Origin of the sequence: Geomobilimonas luticola, from assembly GCF_018476905.1 — a bacterium.
Taxonomy (GTDB): domain Bacteria; phylum Desulfobacterota; class Desulfuromonadia; order Geobacterales; family Geobacteraceae; genus Geomobilimonas; species Geomobilimonas luticola.
In genome coordinates, this window is record NZ_JAHCVK010000002.1 from 19676 (window position 1) to 33336 (window position 13661).

The following is a 13661-nucleotide window of genomic DNA, read 5'->3' on the forward strand; positions in this document are numbered from 1 at the left end:
GCCGACTACTATTCCACGGGGACGATTTCAGCAGCTATGTCGTTGCCGGTAATGGTGAGGATCGCGAAACTTTTGGCGCTGCACGCTTCGGCAAAGCAGCCGGGGTTAACGAACAGAATCCCATCCCGTTCGTCGATGGAGGCCACGTGGGTGTGGCCGTAGAGAACAACGTGGGATTGTGCGCTGCGGGCTTCCAGTTGGAGTTGGGATAGCCCGCTTTTGACGTTATGGCGGTGGCCGTGGGTGATGAGAATGTTCCTGCGGGCAAACGACATGCAGAGTTCTTTCGGGGCAGTGGAGGTCAGGTCGCAGTTGCCGGCGACCTTGATCACGGGACTGCCCAGGGCGTGCTCCATCAGGACCGCATCATCAACGACATCTCCCAGATGGATGACATGGTCGGCCAGACCGGCCCGGTCGATGGCACGTACCGCCAACGGGTAGTTGCCATGGGTGTCGGAAACAACGATAATTCGCATGGGACAAGCATAGGCAAATGACGTTCTGCCGTCAAGGCGATTTGTCCGGGTCGGCACAGCTTGGTACATTCACCAGGCCTTCCCGGCGGAATGTGGAGTTCACATGAAAAATAAATGGCTGTGGCTGTGGATTGCCGTACCACTCTGCATGATTCTTCTCTTCACGGTCTCGGTATATGTCGCATCCGTGCTGTTGGGGGAGAAGGGGCGTTTTGTCACGGGCGGGGGGGTAGGGCTTCTGGAAGTCCGGGGACCCATCCTGGAATCCCAGGAAACCATCCGGCAGATCCGGGAGCTGAAAGAGGACGGCAACGTAAAGGCGGTGGTCTTGCGGGTCGAGTCTCCGGGGGGTGGAGTCGGCCCTTCCCAGGAGATCTACGAGGAGATAAAGAAGCTGGCAGGAAAGAAAAAGGTAGTGGTGTCCATGGGGAGCGTGGCGGCATCGGGGGGGTATTATATCGCCGCCCCGGCTTCGGTGATATACGCCAACCCGGGAACCATAACCGGCAGCATCGGTGTGCTCATGAAGTTCGCCACCATGGAAGGGCTCATGGGGAAGATCGGCGTGAAGGCCCATACCCTTAAAAGCGGCGAGTTCAAGGACGTCGGTTCGCCGGTCCGCCCCATGACCGACAAGGAGCGGGCGATGCTGCAGGGGGTGATCGACAGCACCTACGGCCAGTTCGTCAAGGCGGTCGCCGAGGGGAGGAAGCTTCCGGTCGATGACGTCAAAACCCTCGCTGACGGCCGCATCTATACGGGAGAACAGGCGCATGCCCTGAAGCTCGTAGACAGGCTTGGCAATCTCGAAGACGCAGTCGCCGAGGCGGGGCGGTTGGCTGGCATCAAGGGAGAACCGCAGCTCATCAGGCCGAGCAAGAAGAAAAAGCTGCTGCTGGATATGCTGGTGGAGGAAAGCGCAGGAAAGATCGGCAACCTGGTGACGAGAGAGAGCGGTTTCAGCGTCAATTACGAGCTGGACGGCTTTGTCAGATAGCGTGTCCGACGCGAAGACAGCAAGTAGGAGTACCACAATTCAACGTGAAAGTGAGATGTATGGAACTGACTGGTAAGCAGAAACGATTTCTTAGGGGGCTTGGGCATGGACTCAAGCCGGTTGTTACGGTTGGGAAAAACGAGGTGAACGCCGCGCTCGTGCAGCAGACCGACGAGGCGTTGTCTACCCATGAGTTGGTCAAGATCAAGATTCTCGAAAGCTGTCTTCTGGACCGCCATGAGGTTGCGGATGAACTGGCGGCCACGTGCGGCGCGCAGGTAGCCCAGGTTTTGGGGCGCACCGTCCTTCTCTATCGCCCGGCGACGGAACCGAAACTGGAACTTCCCAAGGGGAGAAAATAGAAAGGTCTGATCGGCGTAATCTCTCCACTGAGACAGCTGAAACAGGAAGAGCCCGGCAAACCCGGGCTCTTCCTGTTTGAAGATCATCAGCCTCTGGTTGTCAGGGGGAAGAGGGGACGGCCACGAAGGCCCGGTCTTGCGACATGCCGACCACGTAGCCTCCGCTGTTGATCCCGTATGCCTGGCTTGTCACTCCCTGGGCGAAGATGGCGTTTGAAAGGGGTGTCGCTACATTGAGGGCGTTGAGTGCATGCCAGAGGGAAGCCGTGGAAGCAGGGGAATCCATCCATCCCGCTATCCTGCTGGTATCGTTTATGGCTGAGGCGCTGCTCCTCGCCCCGGCAGGACCCATATCCTTCACGTTATAGCCGAAAAGGCCGCCAAGTACCCCTTCGGTCCAGATGACGGCATGAACCTCGCCCGAAGCCGATTCTGATTCGCCGACGATCTGACCCGCCGCGTTCATGCCGAGGGCAACGCTGGTGACGTGCCCGGAGAGGACGCCCAGTTCGGTCGGATTGCCCACGGTGCCGTTGGCTGCCACCTGCCAGACGACCCCCCGCATGCTTCCTCCGGAGTTCTCGGATTCGCCGACGATCCTTGTGCCGTCTGCAGTGATGAAATAGGCTGCACTGGTGGTTCCACCCGATAGCCTCGGCAGCTCCAGCGGCGCGGATGTCACAGTGTTCCAGAGCACGGCAACGCTCTTTGCGGAGGCGTTCAGTGTCTCGCCGACTACTCTGCCGGTGGTGCTGATCTTGAAAGCGGCGCTGGGCCCCGTTGCGGCGAGCAGCTGCAGTTTCGTCGGGTTCTGGGAACCGGAAGGCCAGAAAACGGCGACGGTGTCGCTGTTGTCCGACGACTCGCCGACGGTTATCCCCGCCTCGTTGATCCCGTAGGCGGCACTGTAGGCATTGCCTCCCAGCGGGTTCAGTTCGATGGTGGGGGAGGGGGTGCCGTCTGCGGCCACGTTCCAGAGGACGGCCCGAAGCTCCTGGGTAGCACCGGTATCGGACATGCCGACCACCTGCCTGGTGCCGTTGATGTCCACCGCGGCACTGAACGTGGAGCCGGTTATCCCGGTTATCTGTCTGGTGGTGAACGAGGCGAATCTAGTCGCATCGTTGGGAAACGCGTCCTCCGTGTTGGGGACGCCGTCACCGTCAAGATCTGTTGCAGTCGGCGTAGTGCTGCTGCCTCCTCCCCCGCCGCATCCGGCAAGGGCCAGCATGAGCACAACCAATAACCCGAGTACTATTCTGGTAAATTCTTTCATAGCTTCATCTCCTTTTCCTTCAGAGTTACCTGACATAGTTCACTAATCAGTTGCATAATCATAACGACCGGTCACGGCTGGAAGTGGTACGTGGGACTGCCTGTCGTGTCCAGGAAGGGGCGCAGCGGGGGGAGCCCCTGGGCCTGCCGGCCGGCGGCACCTACCGCTGGGATCTCCAGGGTCCGGTCTGCGAGCACTCTCGTCCGCTTCGGATCTCCCGCTACCTTGGCCTCGTGCCCGTTGGGAACGAAGATCTGGGGGTGGTCGAAAGGTGCCTTTTCCTGGCGGACCCGCTCGTCAGTGAGGGAGAGAAGGAACGCAACGAGGGCATTGCGGTCGGCCTCCTTGCCGGCATCCTTGAGGCCGTTGATATCGTTTATCACCGGGTCGAGGTCGGCCATGTTTTCCTCGCGGAAGTTTCCTCCCCGTATGTAGAAGTCAACCACCTGCCGCAGGGTCGACATCCCGCCGTTGTGGAAGAAGGGGCCGGTCAGTTCCACGTTGCGCAGCCCCGGGGTCTTGAACGCACCGTTGGCCGCCACCCGGGTCACCGTGCTGGCAGTCGGCGGGCAGATATTGGGGGGGTCACCGATGAAATCGTTGACGCATCCCGGTTTCGGGAAGGTGAACGGTGGCGGCGGATTCATGACGTTCTGCCGGGAGAAGGAGAGGGGGTAGCCGAAGGGGTCGTTCGCCCCCCTGCCGATGTCTTCTGTCGTAGTCGTTACGCCAATGTTGTAGAAGCCGATGTCATAGGTGGCCTGGCCGCCGTCACCCATCACCATGACTTCGATCAGCCCCGGTTCCAGGGGGTTCCTGGCGTTGCTCACGGAGGCTGCGGTAAACTCGGCCCCCACGTGGCAGTTCGCGCAGCCGACTCCGCCGGAAAAGAATATGTTCAGCCCTTGCTGCTGCTGGGGGGTCAGAGCGGTTGGATCGCCGGCGACGAAGCGGTCGAAAGGGGTGTCGTCGGAAATGAGAGTCGCCTCGTACAGCTGGATTGCCAGGCCGAAGAAGAAGGCGAAATTTGCCTCCATCTGGCTATAGCTGCCGCCGGTGCCTACGGCGGCTGCCGCGCCGGCAGGGTTGATGGTTACATTCCCCGCATCGAGGTTGCTCGTCCGGGGCTGTTTGCGTGTGGCGGCTACCTTGCGTGCCGTGCCGGTCTGGAAAGAGACGGTCTGGGTCCCGTTCCAGTACTTGGGGTGGAAGGCTGCCCTGACCATGTCGGCGTAGGTGGTTGCCAGCCCCGCTGCCGGTTGTCGGGAAAGGGGACCGAGGACGCTGTCGGTTGCATGTACCACCTGTTTTGCCAGCGGAGGCAAGCCCAGGAGTTTCTTCCCCAGGTCGGGGAAGGACCTCCCCTGCCACGACATCTCGAAGTCGCTCATGGGGGGACCCACTGCCTGGGACGCAAGGGCAGAATTGTCGAGGCAATGGGCACGTTGCCCGGTCACCGGATCGACCAGCTGGTTCAGTTCCTGGGACTCAAGGGCCCCGCCGTTGTTGACGAGCACCCGGGCACTCACGTCCTGGATGCCGAAGGGGTTCTGGCCGTTGAAGAAGTGATTGGCCCGGCCGTCCCAGAAGTTGGCGAAGTTGAAGACCGCGTTGATGACGCTCGGGGTGTTTCGTGGTTCCACCCGCCGGATGTTGCGGCCGTTGCTGTCGAACACCGTGTCGCGCAGGGTCCGCCCGGCGTCGACGGCGTTTCCTTGGCGGACGCCGCCGAAGGAGGTGAAGGAAACCCCCTGTGAGGAAACCACATCATTGCGGTGCCCCGTCCTGCTCGCACGATTGTGGGGATCAGTAAAACGGGTGAAGGGGAAATCACCCTTTGCCAAGGTCCCGTTTGGCCGTCCCGCGAAGGAGGAGTCCCCCGCCAGGCTCCCCGGATTGACGGAGTTGTTCACCCTGTTGTCGGTGCCGGCGTGGAAGTGGCACGAGGCGCAGGCCGTGATGCCGTCACTTCCCACCTGCATGTCCCAGAAAAGGGCTTTCCCTAGGCGGATGGCTGCGGCTTCGTCGACGACGAATTCGGCAAGGTCGGCCGGTTTCGGTACGGGAACGCCTTTGAGAGAGGCGGGGTTGGCCCGTGCGGCAAGGGGTACTGTCAGGTCCGCCACGAGGAGCGCCGTCAGGAGGACTGCCGTGAAGGTGCGCCATCTGTTCCGGTGCATGGTGCCGTATAGTGTATTTCCACTGGTCATGGTTTCCCTCGTGCGTCAGCTCGTGATGACAACCGGAACGGTTACGGTGCGGAGCAGTGCCTGGGTCACCCAGTGCCGGTATTCAATGGTGACGCTGTAGGTTCCGGCAGGGACGGAGGTGTTCAGCAGCAGGTCCCAGCGCTGGGCGGTGGAAAGTCTCATCTCGCCGCCGAGGCTCGAAAGCCCGAAGGGGTTGGCGTACTGCACGAAGGGGGTGCGTCCCAGGGTCCGGCCGTCCATGGCAATCACTTCGGGGTTGAGGGGTGAGGGGAAGCGGACCGTCACCACGGTGTAGGCGGCGTTCAATACCCTGAAGAGGATTGTTTCCCCCCTCGTCACGGTCGGCGAGACCGCGGGGTGGGTGATGACGTTCTGCTCGACGGGGCTGGCGAAGACGCCGGAAACCAGGAAGAAATCAGGGTCGAAGCGATGCAGGTTCACATCTGTGTTGTCGGCACTGGTGATGAACTCGTTTCCCACCCTGCCGATGCCGGCGCTATGCCCCATGGCTATGACGTCCTCGTGCCAGCGGCTGTCCATGTCGTCGATGACCCAGAGGACTTCCTTGTCGTAGTTCCTAAGACTGTCCTGCCGGTAGACCATGCCGGAGCGCCCGTCAAGGAAGGGGGCTCCGGGAACGTCCGGGTCGGAAATGAGGAGGCCGTACATCCCCATCTCGAAGTGGAGCACGGTGTTCTTGTGGCAGTGGTAGAAATAGGTTCCGGCGGGGGGGGCGATCCACTGGTAGGTGTAGCCGCCGCCGCCGACGAGAAAGGTCGCATGTCCGACGCCGTCGTTCATGGGTGTCGGCTCGATGCCGTGGTGGTGGATGGTGTGGCTGCCGAAGCGGGGACCGAGGTGGGAATGGACGAGTTCGCCTTCCCTCACCCGGATGGTGGTGCCGGGAAACCAGGGGACGTTGGTGTTCCCCGTTTCGTTGAATCCCCATACCTCCATGGAGAGTCGTCCCCCCTTGGTTGCATAGGGGACCGGGAGCACGCCGCCTCCGGCGACATTGCTCCGGGTGAAAGTCCGTGCGGGGACCGGGAGGGGGTCAGGGGTCGGCAGGAGGGAGAGAGGGTCCGCAATGGGGGCAAGGACGTTGTTCCGGAAATTGGCGCTGAACATGCTTATCCGCCGGTCGTTGGGGGATGGCGCCTCACCGAGCAGCCTGTTGGGAGGGAGCTCGAAACCGGGCTTGGTATTGTTGGGGTCCATTAGTGCCATGCTTGATGGCTGGGCCACGCCGTGTTGCCAGAACTGGATCATCTCGTCGTAGTTAGCCTCGTTCAAGTGGTGGTCTCTATCGCGGGGTATGACTGCCATGGTGCTGTCTCCTTTTCAGGGCTTCTCGTTGGCAACGCGGTTTACCGTATGACAGGGCGTACGTCGAGCCGTTGCGGATTTGCCTTGTTCTGTGCGGTGATGCTTACCGAGCGGGAGGGAATCGCCCGCAGTGCGCGGCCGCTGAATGTCCAGATGCCGCCCACCTGGACGGTTGTCCTGCCGACCAGTTGGCTCTGGGGAGTGACGGCTCCCCCCGCGTAGATCTCCAGGATAGAGCCTGCGGGAAGGGAACAGGTCCCCTTGAGGGTGAGCTTGCCGAACTTGATTCTCAACTCCGCCTTCTCGACTTGGATGGTAGCGTCGCCGGCGCTGATGTTCCCCTCGATCATGAAGTGGGTGAGGAGCCCGCTCGGATAGTTTCCCGCTGCGGCGGTCTGTGACGGTTCGGTGTGGCAGTGCATGGGAAAGTCCAGGGGGAATACCTCGTCGCTCACCCCGCTGATCATCCGGTTCCAGGTCTCGTCGGGGATATCCGGTGGCTTGATGAACGGAATGACGACATCCTTGCCCGACAGGGGGGGGAGGCTCCACACGTCCACCAGGATCAGGTTCTGCTGTACGGTCAGCCCGCCGTTGCCCAGGTTGCTGTCGGTCAGGACGTAGACGTGGTTGCCGTGCAGGTGCATGGAGTGCCATACGAGTCCCGCATTGAGGCAGCGGACCAGGGCAGGTTGCCCTACGCGGCCCGAAACCGCGATGTGGGGGTCGTGGGAGGCGAAGAATCCGCTCTTGCCGCTGATGGTGAAGTACTGGGGGACGTAGTTGCCGGCAAAGGTGGCGCCGCTCATGGCCGGGTTTGCCGCGGCCTGGGCGTTCTTGACCGGGTCGTAACTGTTGACGAGCCATATCCAGGAGCGGGCCGGGTCCCAGGGGTTGCCGGGGAAGTGGTTCGTGGTGCCGAAATGCTCGAAGAGCTTGGTGACGTTGCTCGTCGCGTTCGAATAGGGGGTGAACGGTATCCGTGGCATCGACACGAAAGCGCCGTGGAGTCCCATGACCCTGTTGAGGGGGGCGTTCAGGTGGTCGAGGTAGAGGTAGGTGCCGGCCGGGGGGGCCGGGAACCGGATGTTGACCGTTGCGCCGGGGTTGATGGTTGTTGTGGCGGCGGGGATTCCGGGGATGCTGAAACCGTGGACGACGCTGTGCCGGTTGGTGATGCGGATATCCACCTCGTCCCCTTCGACGGCCGCAATGACCATGCCGGGGACTCGCGGAACGTCTCCTGCCATCTGGAAAGCCCAGACCGGAATCTGCACCTTGTCGGTCATCTCGTGGAGTGCCTCGACGATTTCAAGGTTGAGGACCTGCGTCGCGGCGACCGCTTCGCTCCCGCGCCAGAAAAGCTGTAATCCCGCGGTGCCGAGAGCCACTGCCGCCAGGCCGCTCGAACTGAGTTTGAGAAAATCTCTTCGTGAAATTGTCATGCCGATACTCCTTCCGTACAGAGTGAATCACTGGCCTCCCGGGGAGGCTGAAAGTGCTCAGCGCATTCCGACCGGCACCGCTTTAAGGGTTATCCCGTTGGCGGACGTGATACTGACCGATGCGAACGGGCCGGGGCTCACCCTGGCCGGCCCGCGGAACGACCATGTGCCGTTGTTTCTTACGGCCGCCGTGCCGATGAGGGGGCGGATGATCCGGCCGCTCAGTTCTCCGGCACCGCCGGGCGCTGCTGCCGTACGGATCGAGACGTAGACGGAGCCGTCCAGCACTTTCGCCACTGCGTCGGCGAAGCTTGAAACCCCTTCCACCGGTCGCGGCTGAAGGTTGGCAGGGGTGAGAGTGCCGGCGTAGAGGGTGGTGAACGGCCCGTCGAACGCGCTGTCGTAAAGGGTGAAGAGGGCTGGACCGTCGGGGGTGGTGAGCCGCAGGTCGATGGTGGTTATGGCGGAGGCCGGCATGGTGTCAACGTTCAGGCGGAATTCCATGGCGGTGTCGCTTGCCCTGAGTCCGATGCCGGCTTGCGCCCCGGTCGCTCCCGCAAGGGAAGCACGGGGTCCCCCGTGAATGGTCACACTGTTTGCGTCCACATCGGTGCTGGTTCCCGTCAGATGCCACCTCCCCGTACGGGGGCGGAACTCTGCCCGCGAAGCGACTAGGTCCTCGACCATAACGGTCACGACGGCCGGCTCGGAGATGAGTCCGCCGGTATCCTGAACCACATAGCTGAAGCTGTCTTCTCCGGTAAAGCCGGTCGCCGGAGTGTAGGTAAAGGTCGTCTTGCCAGTGGCCAGATTGGTGGTGCGAACGACAAGGCCACCTTTTGAGGTCACGAGGGGGGCAGAGCGGACAATGGCGCCATTGGCCGCGAGAACCCCCAGCGCCTGCGGGTTGATGCCATGCACGTTTCCGGTACCGACGGGATCCGTGTCGTTACGCACAACGTCAATGGAAACGCTCTTGTTGCGGGGGGTCGCCGCCTTGTCCGCGACTGCCGACGGTCTCACGTTGGGACCGTCATTGAACAGCTTTCCCATCACCTGGAACCGGTCGATGGTGACGGTCTGGGTGCCGTTTGCGGCATTCAGGATGAAACCGGCCGGTGGGTTAAGTAGTTCCAGGGTAACGGCGTTGCCGAAAGGAGCAGCGGCGGGTGCTGCCGTCACTCCCTGAATGATCGGGACTGCGTCGGTTCCCGGTTCGGCGAGATAGGTGGAACCGTTCACGGAAAGGGGACCGCCGGCACGGATCACCGGGTCGAAAGGAGAGAGGACAGGCGTCAGGAACGGTCCGATGCTCCGTCCCGTCTGGTCGACTATGCCGACGCTCACGTTGGGAGGGGTAGGGGCCGGCGGAGAAAGCGGCAGGGGGCCGTTGGCAAGGGCCTGGGTGAAGTCCAAGGGGGTTGCGATGCCGATGTCCTGGGTCTGGATGATCTCTCTTCCCGTTCCCAGGTCGCCGGGCGCCACGACATAGTCGCGGGTCCCGTAGGGATGTGTCAGTCGATAGGTGCCAGCAACGGGAACATTGATTCTTACTCTGATCCGGCCGAAGGCCACCTGCTGGTCTTCCTCCGGGATGCCGAGGGGATTGCCGAATGCCGCTTCGAGAGCTGCCACCACCAGGATGTCGCCCCCGACAGCCGGCGTGCCGTTAGAAAGGCTCGAATAGGTGCCGACGGCGGTGGCGTTCCACCAGAAAGCCTCTGCCCCGAAGTTGCCTGGGAAGGAGAAGGGGTTCGACGGAAATGGCTCAGCCGTTATACAGGGGGTAACGATGCCGTTGGCGGCAATGACCGGTTTGTCGAGGCAGAGTTCCAGTTTTACGCCGTTGGTGTCCCGGTACCAGACGGGGAAGCCGTGGGCGAGGTTTACCGCAACGTTCGCCGGGTTGCCACCGGCGAAGACCTCGGTCAGAGCGTTGGGGGCCAGTGGTGCCGGCTTGCCCGAAACGGCGGCCAACTCTCCCCGCACAGGCCCGCTGGCAAGGAGTAACAGCATGATTGCTACAGGCACCGTTTGTTTCAGTTCCTGCATAAAAGGTTTTCTCCTTCCGATCAGTCGTCGGGCTTCATCCCCGAAGGGGAAACATCTTTGCACCCTTTGCATCTCCACAATTACACAAGGTGTGCCACGGGCAAATCAATCCGCAAATCGGCGTAATTCAAGACAGTTGCATGTCGGTAACACAGGGACCTCGGGGTAAAGGGGTGAAAGCCACCGCAAAGAAAGGTTGGCCTCTCGATGTAATTTAATCAACGACTACGGGTGGTTACGTCTATTGCGAAACTGTCGGGTGTAAGATTTTTTTACAATGCCAGTTCTGCGTTCTCCTGAAGCGAAGGTGGCAACGGAGCAAAAAAAAACGGAGGATGCGTCGCGGCATCCTCCGCTCATATTTCAGATGGTGGCCGTCAGAATGAAGCTGTCAACGTGGAGGTGATGCCGGGAATGACACCTCCGAGGCTTCCCCCCGTGAGGACGCTGTCCACCGCAGTGAAGCCGGTCAGAACGAAGTGGGCAGGGGTTGCCACGCTGCCGATCGTTTTGTTGAGGTTCATGGTTGCGAATTCTCCCGTTCCGAAACCGGCTATGTTCACGAGCACCAGCTTGATGGTGGCCGGATTCGTCACGGTGGCCGGTGCAAAACGTGCCGTGAACTGGGGTGCGTTGGTGCCGGTCGTCACGGCAACGCCGGAGATGAACACGGCGGCCGGATCCACTTCGCCGGTGACGGCATCGATGAGGGGAACCGAAATGCCGGGAGGGAGATTCACCACCACTTCCACCCCTCCGATCCGGGCAGGCGGGGTGAGGGTGCCTGCAGACGAGATTTTCAGGGTCGCCTTGCTGGCAGTAGTGTTTCCGGTAATCCCCGATTTGTTGCTGGCGCTCTGGATAAAGGTGGTGCGAGCGGTGTCCAGTGCTATCAGGAGCTGGCCGGTGACGGGACCGCTGAAGTCGGTGACGGACTGGCCGAGACTCCTTCCCGTGTTCTGCATGTATCGGGAAACGGCCGCGAGAGCCATGCCGTACTCCCGGCGAGGTGCGGGCGCCGTGGCCGAAGCGGTTGTCGTGACGTCAATCGGCAAGGTGCCGACGATGTCGTTCACCCCGAAGAGGGATCCGATATCGTTGTTCGCTACGCGGATAGCCGCATCGGTGAGAGAGCCGGCTGCCAGGGCCTTCTGGACGGCCATTTCAGTGAGGGCCGTTACGGCTGTCGTTACGGTCCCGACAGCGGCAGGGACCATCGCCCTGAGGTTGATGCCGAGGGGGAGCGTGCTTCCGGTCGCTTCGTCCGTGTAGTTTCCGCCGGTAATATCTACCAGCACCGGGCCGGAATAGGTTCCGATGTTTACGGCATAGGAACCGTCGGTCCCGGTTGTGCCGCTTCCCAGCGGGGCTGGGTTGACCACCCCGTTCTGGATGGCGAATACTCTTATCGTGCCGCCGCTGATGGGCCCCTTGGAAGCCACTCCGGACACGACCGTCGCAACGGGGGTGCTGCCTCCTCCCCCTCCGCCACCACAACCGTACAGCGCCAGGAGAGAGAGGGATACTGTCAATGCCAGTAAATATCGTGTGTTCATGGTTTCACCACCCTTTCGTTTGAATTGCATTACCAGACCGGGTCAAGATTGACGGAGCGGCGCAGGAGCACCAGCACGTCGGACACATTCACCTTGCCGTCCGGCTTGACCGCGTTCGCAACCAGAGGGGCCACGTCCGCGGCGACCCGTTCTTCTGGAGTCGGCTGCACCATCCCCACCGCGATTCTGAGTGCCTTAAGGACGTCGGTCAGGTTGATCGTACCGTCTTCAACCACGTCGCCGTTGCGGACGAATTTGACGTTGACGAGATGGTTAGCTCCCAGGGAAGAGAGGGTGAGGGTATTGTTGGAGACGCTCTGGAACGCACCGTCAACGAGCACCCGGGGGAAGTAGCCCGCTTCGGGAGTGAAGGTGAACTGCTGGCTTGCGCCGGCATTGACATTGACCGTTCCGGGTGCCGGGATGACCGTTCCCGCGACGCGGGTGCCGCCGGATGTCACGCTGGTCGCCGTTTCGATGGTAAGGGCATATTGTGCGGTGCCGGAGAGGGCGACTGAAACCGGCGGGGCATTTACCGCATCATCGGCGGTGATGGCTATTGTCGCGTTCCTGGCGGCAGTGGTGGACGCAGCCGGATTGAATGCCACCTGGAAGGTACAGCTGGAAGGGGTGGCGGGTGGGGCCTGGAGGGTCGTTCCGGTGCAGGTATCGGTTCCGGGAACGACGGAGAAATCGGTGGCGTTCGTTCCCGCGAAGGAGAAGAGTCCGGCATTTGTCAGCCCAACGGGGGTGCTGGTTAGATTTGTGACGGTGAAGGGGATGGTGGCCGGCGTTCCGACCAGGGCCGTAACCGGCGCAGCGGCCGGGAAGGGGGTCACGTCGATGCCGATCTTTTTGCCCGCCACGGTGAAGAGGTTTGTCTCCCCGAGAATGACGGACGTTGCGGGGTTGAATGTCCCGTCGGTAACCGTGTCCACCTCCACCCTGATGAAGTTGGTGCCGGCCGGACTCCCTGTGACGGCGTGGGGGATGTTGGGGTCGCCTATGAAGCGCTCATTGCCGACAATGATGGGCTGGCCAGCGTCCCAGGCCAGGAAAGGCCCGACATTTACGTTTGGGGGGACAAGGTTGGCAAACGGTCCGCCGGTGGCGCCGATGCCGAGGTCCTCGGTGAAGTTGATGGCCTTGATCCCCGCGGTCACATTGCCGAATTCCCTGACTCCGTAGGGATGAGTGATCCGGTAATCACCGGGGGTGACAACATCCATTCTTATCCGTGTCCGGGTGAAGGTGATCTGTTGACCCTGCTGGACGCCGTTCAGGAATGCCGCTTCGGTGGCCGCCCTGTAGTCGAAGCTGCTACCGTCAGTCAGGGGCGCCGTTCCTTTTGCGCCTCCCAGGAATCCTTCGGCGATGAAGTAGAACGGTTCGCTCGGGAAATTGAGCGGCGTGGGAAACGTCACCGGCAGTGCCGGGTTGAACTGGACCTCATCGCCGGCGACGGGGAGCACGCACATGATCGTCCCCGCCCCCCCCGTGGGGGAAGCAGCCTGGGAGAGACACGGCACGAGTGCGAGGCTGGTTGTGTCCCGGTACCAGGTGGGGAAACCGTTTGCAACGTTGACCGGTCCTGCTGTGAGCGCGGTTGCGGCGTTCACGTCGGCGCTCTGCGCTGGTGAAGACGTCAGTGCTAACGTCAGCGCAAGCGATAGGGTTGGAAGAGCGAAAATCTTGAGTGCCCTGTTCATACGCGATCCTCCTGTTAGTTGTATATTCAGTGCTTCAGCTTAGGGAGACGTCTGGCGGATTTCGCCAATGCTCGACTACTATCCATGTATCATGCCAACCTTGTTAAAGTGTAAATTGTCGAGACATTTCGGATTGTTATGATGCAGGGGGGAGGGGAAAGGGATGCCCGCGCCGCACCTGGACGACGGGTGCCGGGGAGCCGGAATGGCGCGGAACAGGCAGCTTGAATGGTGGGAGTGGAAGGGTCG

10 protein-coding genes are annotated in these 13661 nt (G+C 61.6%); 2 read left to right on the top strand and 8 right to left on the bottom strand.

The features are described 5' to 3' along the window. Window positions 1-8: 8 nt before the first annotated feature. The gene (locus tag KI810_RS06800) at window positions 9-548 is read right to left on the bottom strand and encodes a YfcE family phosphodiesterase (RefSeq protein WP_246525353.1); all 540 of its coding nucleotides are present in this window, start codon (window positions 546-548) and stop codon (window positions 9-11) included. 34 nt (window positions 549-582) lie between these two features. Between KI810_RS06800 and sppA the strand changes: the two genes are divergently transcribed. After that, window positions 583-1476, top strand: a complete 894-nt coding sequence (gene sppA / locus KI810_RS06805; protein WP_214174763.1) for a signal peptide peptidase SppA — start codon at window positions 583-585, stop codon at window positions 1474-1476. A gap of 59 nt (window positions 1477-1535) precedes the next feature. After that, window positions 1536-1838: a ribosome assembly RNA-binding protein YhbY gene (yhbY, locus tag KI810_RS06810; RefSeq protein ID WP_214175175.1), complete on the top strand. Its 303-nt coding sequence runs from the start codon at window positions 1536-1538 to the stop codon at window positions 1836-1838. Between the two features lie 100 nt (window positions 1839-1938). On the opposite strand, the gene KI810_RS06815 is transcribed toward yhbY, so the two are convergent. From KI810_RS06815 to KI810_RS06845, 7 genes are all read right to left on the bottom strand, one after another. After that, entirely contained in the window at window positions 1939-3114 is a 1176-nt protein-coding gene (locus tag KI810_RS06815) for a DUF3466 family protein (RefSeq protein WP_214174764.1), read from the bottom strand. Between the two features lie 71 nt (window positions 3115-3185). Then, window positions 3186-5324, bottom strand: a complete 2139-nt coding sequence (locus KI810_RS06820; protein ID WP_214174765.1) for a cytochrome-c peroxidase — start codon at window positions 5322-5324, stop codon at window positions 3186-3188. Window positions 5325-5339: 15 nt separating this feature from the next. Continuing rightward, window positions 5340-6650 carry a multicopper oxidase domain-containing protein gene (locus KI810_RS06825; protein ID WP_214174766.1) on the bottom strand — a complete coding sequence of 437 codons (1311 nt, stop codon included), beginning with the start codon at window positions 6648-6650 and terminating at the stop codon, window positions 5340-5342. 41 nt (window positions 6651-6691) lie between these two features. Then, on the bottom strand, window positions 6692-8095 hold the full coding sequence (locus KI810_RS06830) for a multicopper oxidase domain-containing protein (RefSeq protein ID WP_214175176.1): 1404 nt from the start codon (window positions 8093-8095) through the stop codon (window positions 6692-6694). Between the two features lie 57 nt (window positions 8096-8152). Beyond that, window positions 8153-10147 carry an Ig-like domain-containing protein gene (locus tag KI810_RS06835; protein WP_214174767.1) on the bottom strand — a complete coding sequence of 665 codons (1995 nt, stop codon included), beginning with the start codon at window positions 10145-10147 and terminating at the stop codon, window positions 8153-8155. Between the two features lie 377 nt (window positions 10148-10524). Further along, window positions 10525-11703 (bottom strand): hypothetical protein, encoded by a 1179-nt coding sequence (locus KI810_RS06840; protein ID WP_214174768.1) that lies wholly within the window; start codon window positions 11701-11703, stop codon window positions 10525-10527. A 29-nt stretch (window positions 11704-11732) separates the two neighbouring features. After that, window positions 11733-13412, bottom strand: coding sequence for a hypothetical protein (locus KI810_RS06845; protein ID WP_214174769.1), 1680 nt, complete (start codon window positions 13410-13412; stop codon window positions 11733-11735). Window positions 13413-13661 lie beyond the last annotated feature (249 nt).

Bases quoted from the DNA above. Each gene is read 5' to 3' on its own strand.
- KI810_RS06800 (WP_246525353.1), bottom strand. From the start codon at position 548: ATGTACCAAGCTGTGCCGACCCGGACAAATCGCCTTGACGGCAGAACG.
- sppA (WP_214174763.1), top strand. From the start codon at position 583: ATGAAAAATAAATGGCTGTGGCTGTGGATTGCCGTACCACTCTGCATG.
- yhbY (WP_214175175.1), top strand. From the start codon at position 1,536: ATGGAACTGACTGGTAAGCAGAAACGATTTCTTAGGGGGCTTGGGCAT.
- KI810_RS06815 (WP_214174764.1), bottom strand. From the start codon at position 3,114: ATGAAAGAATTTACCAGAATAGTACTCGGGTTATTGGTTGTGCTCATG.
- KI810_RS06820 (WP_214174765.1), bottom strand. From the start codon at position 5,324: ATGACCAGTGGAAATACACTATACGGCACCATGCACCGGAACAGATGG.
- KI810_RS06825 (WP_214174766.1), bottom strand. From the start codon at position 6,650: ATGGCAGTCATACCCCGCGATAGAGACCACCACTTGAACGAGGCTAAC.
- KI810_RS06830 (WP_214175176.1), bottom strand. From the start codon at position 8,095: ATGACAATTTCACGAAGAGATTTTCTCAAACTCAGTTCGAGCGGCCTG.
- KI810_RS06835 (WP_214174767.1), bottom strand. From the start codon at position 10,147: ATGCAGGAACTGAAACAAACGGTGCCTGTAGCAATCATGCTGTTACTC.
- KI810_RS06840 (WP_214174768.1), bottom strand. From the start codon at position 11,703: ATGAACACACGATATTTACTGGCATTGACAGTATCCCTCTCTCTCCTG.
- KI810_RS06845 (WP_214174769.1), bottom strand. From the start codon at position 13,412: ATGAACAGGGCACTCAAGATTTTCGCTCTTCCAACCCTATCGCTTGCG.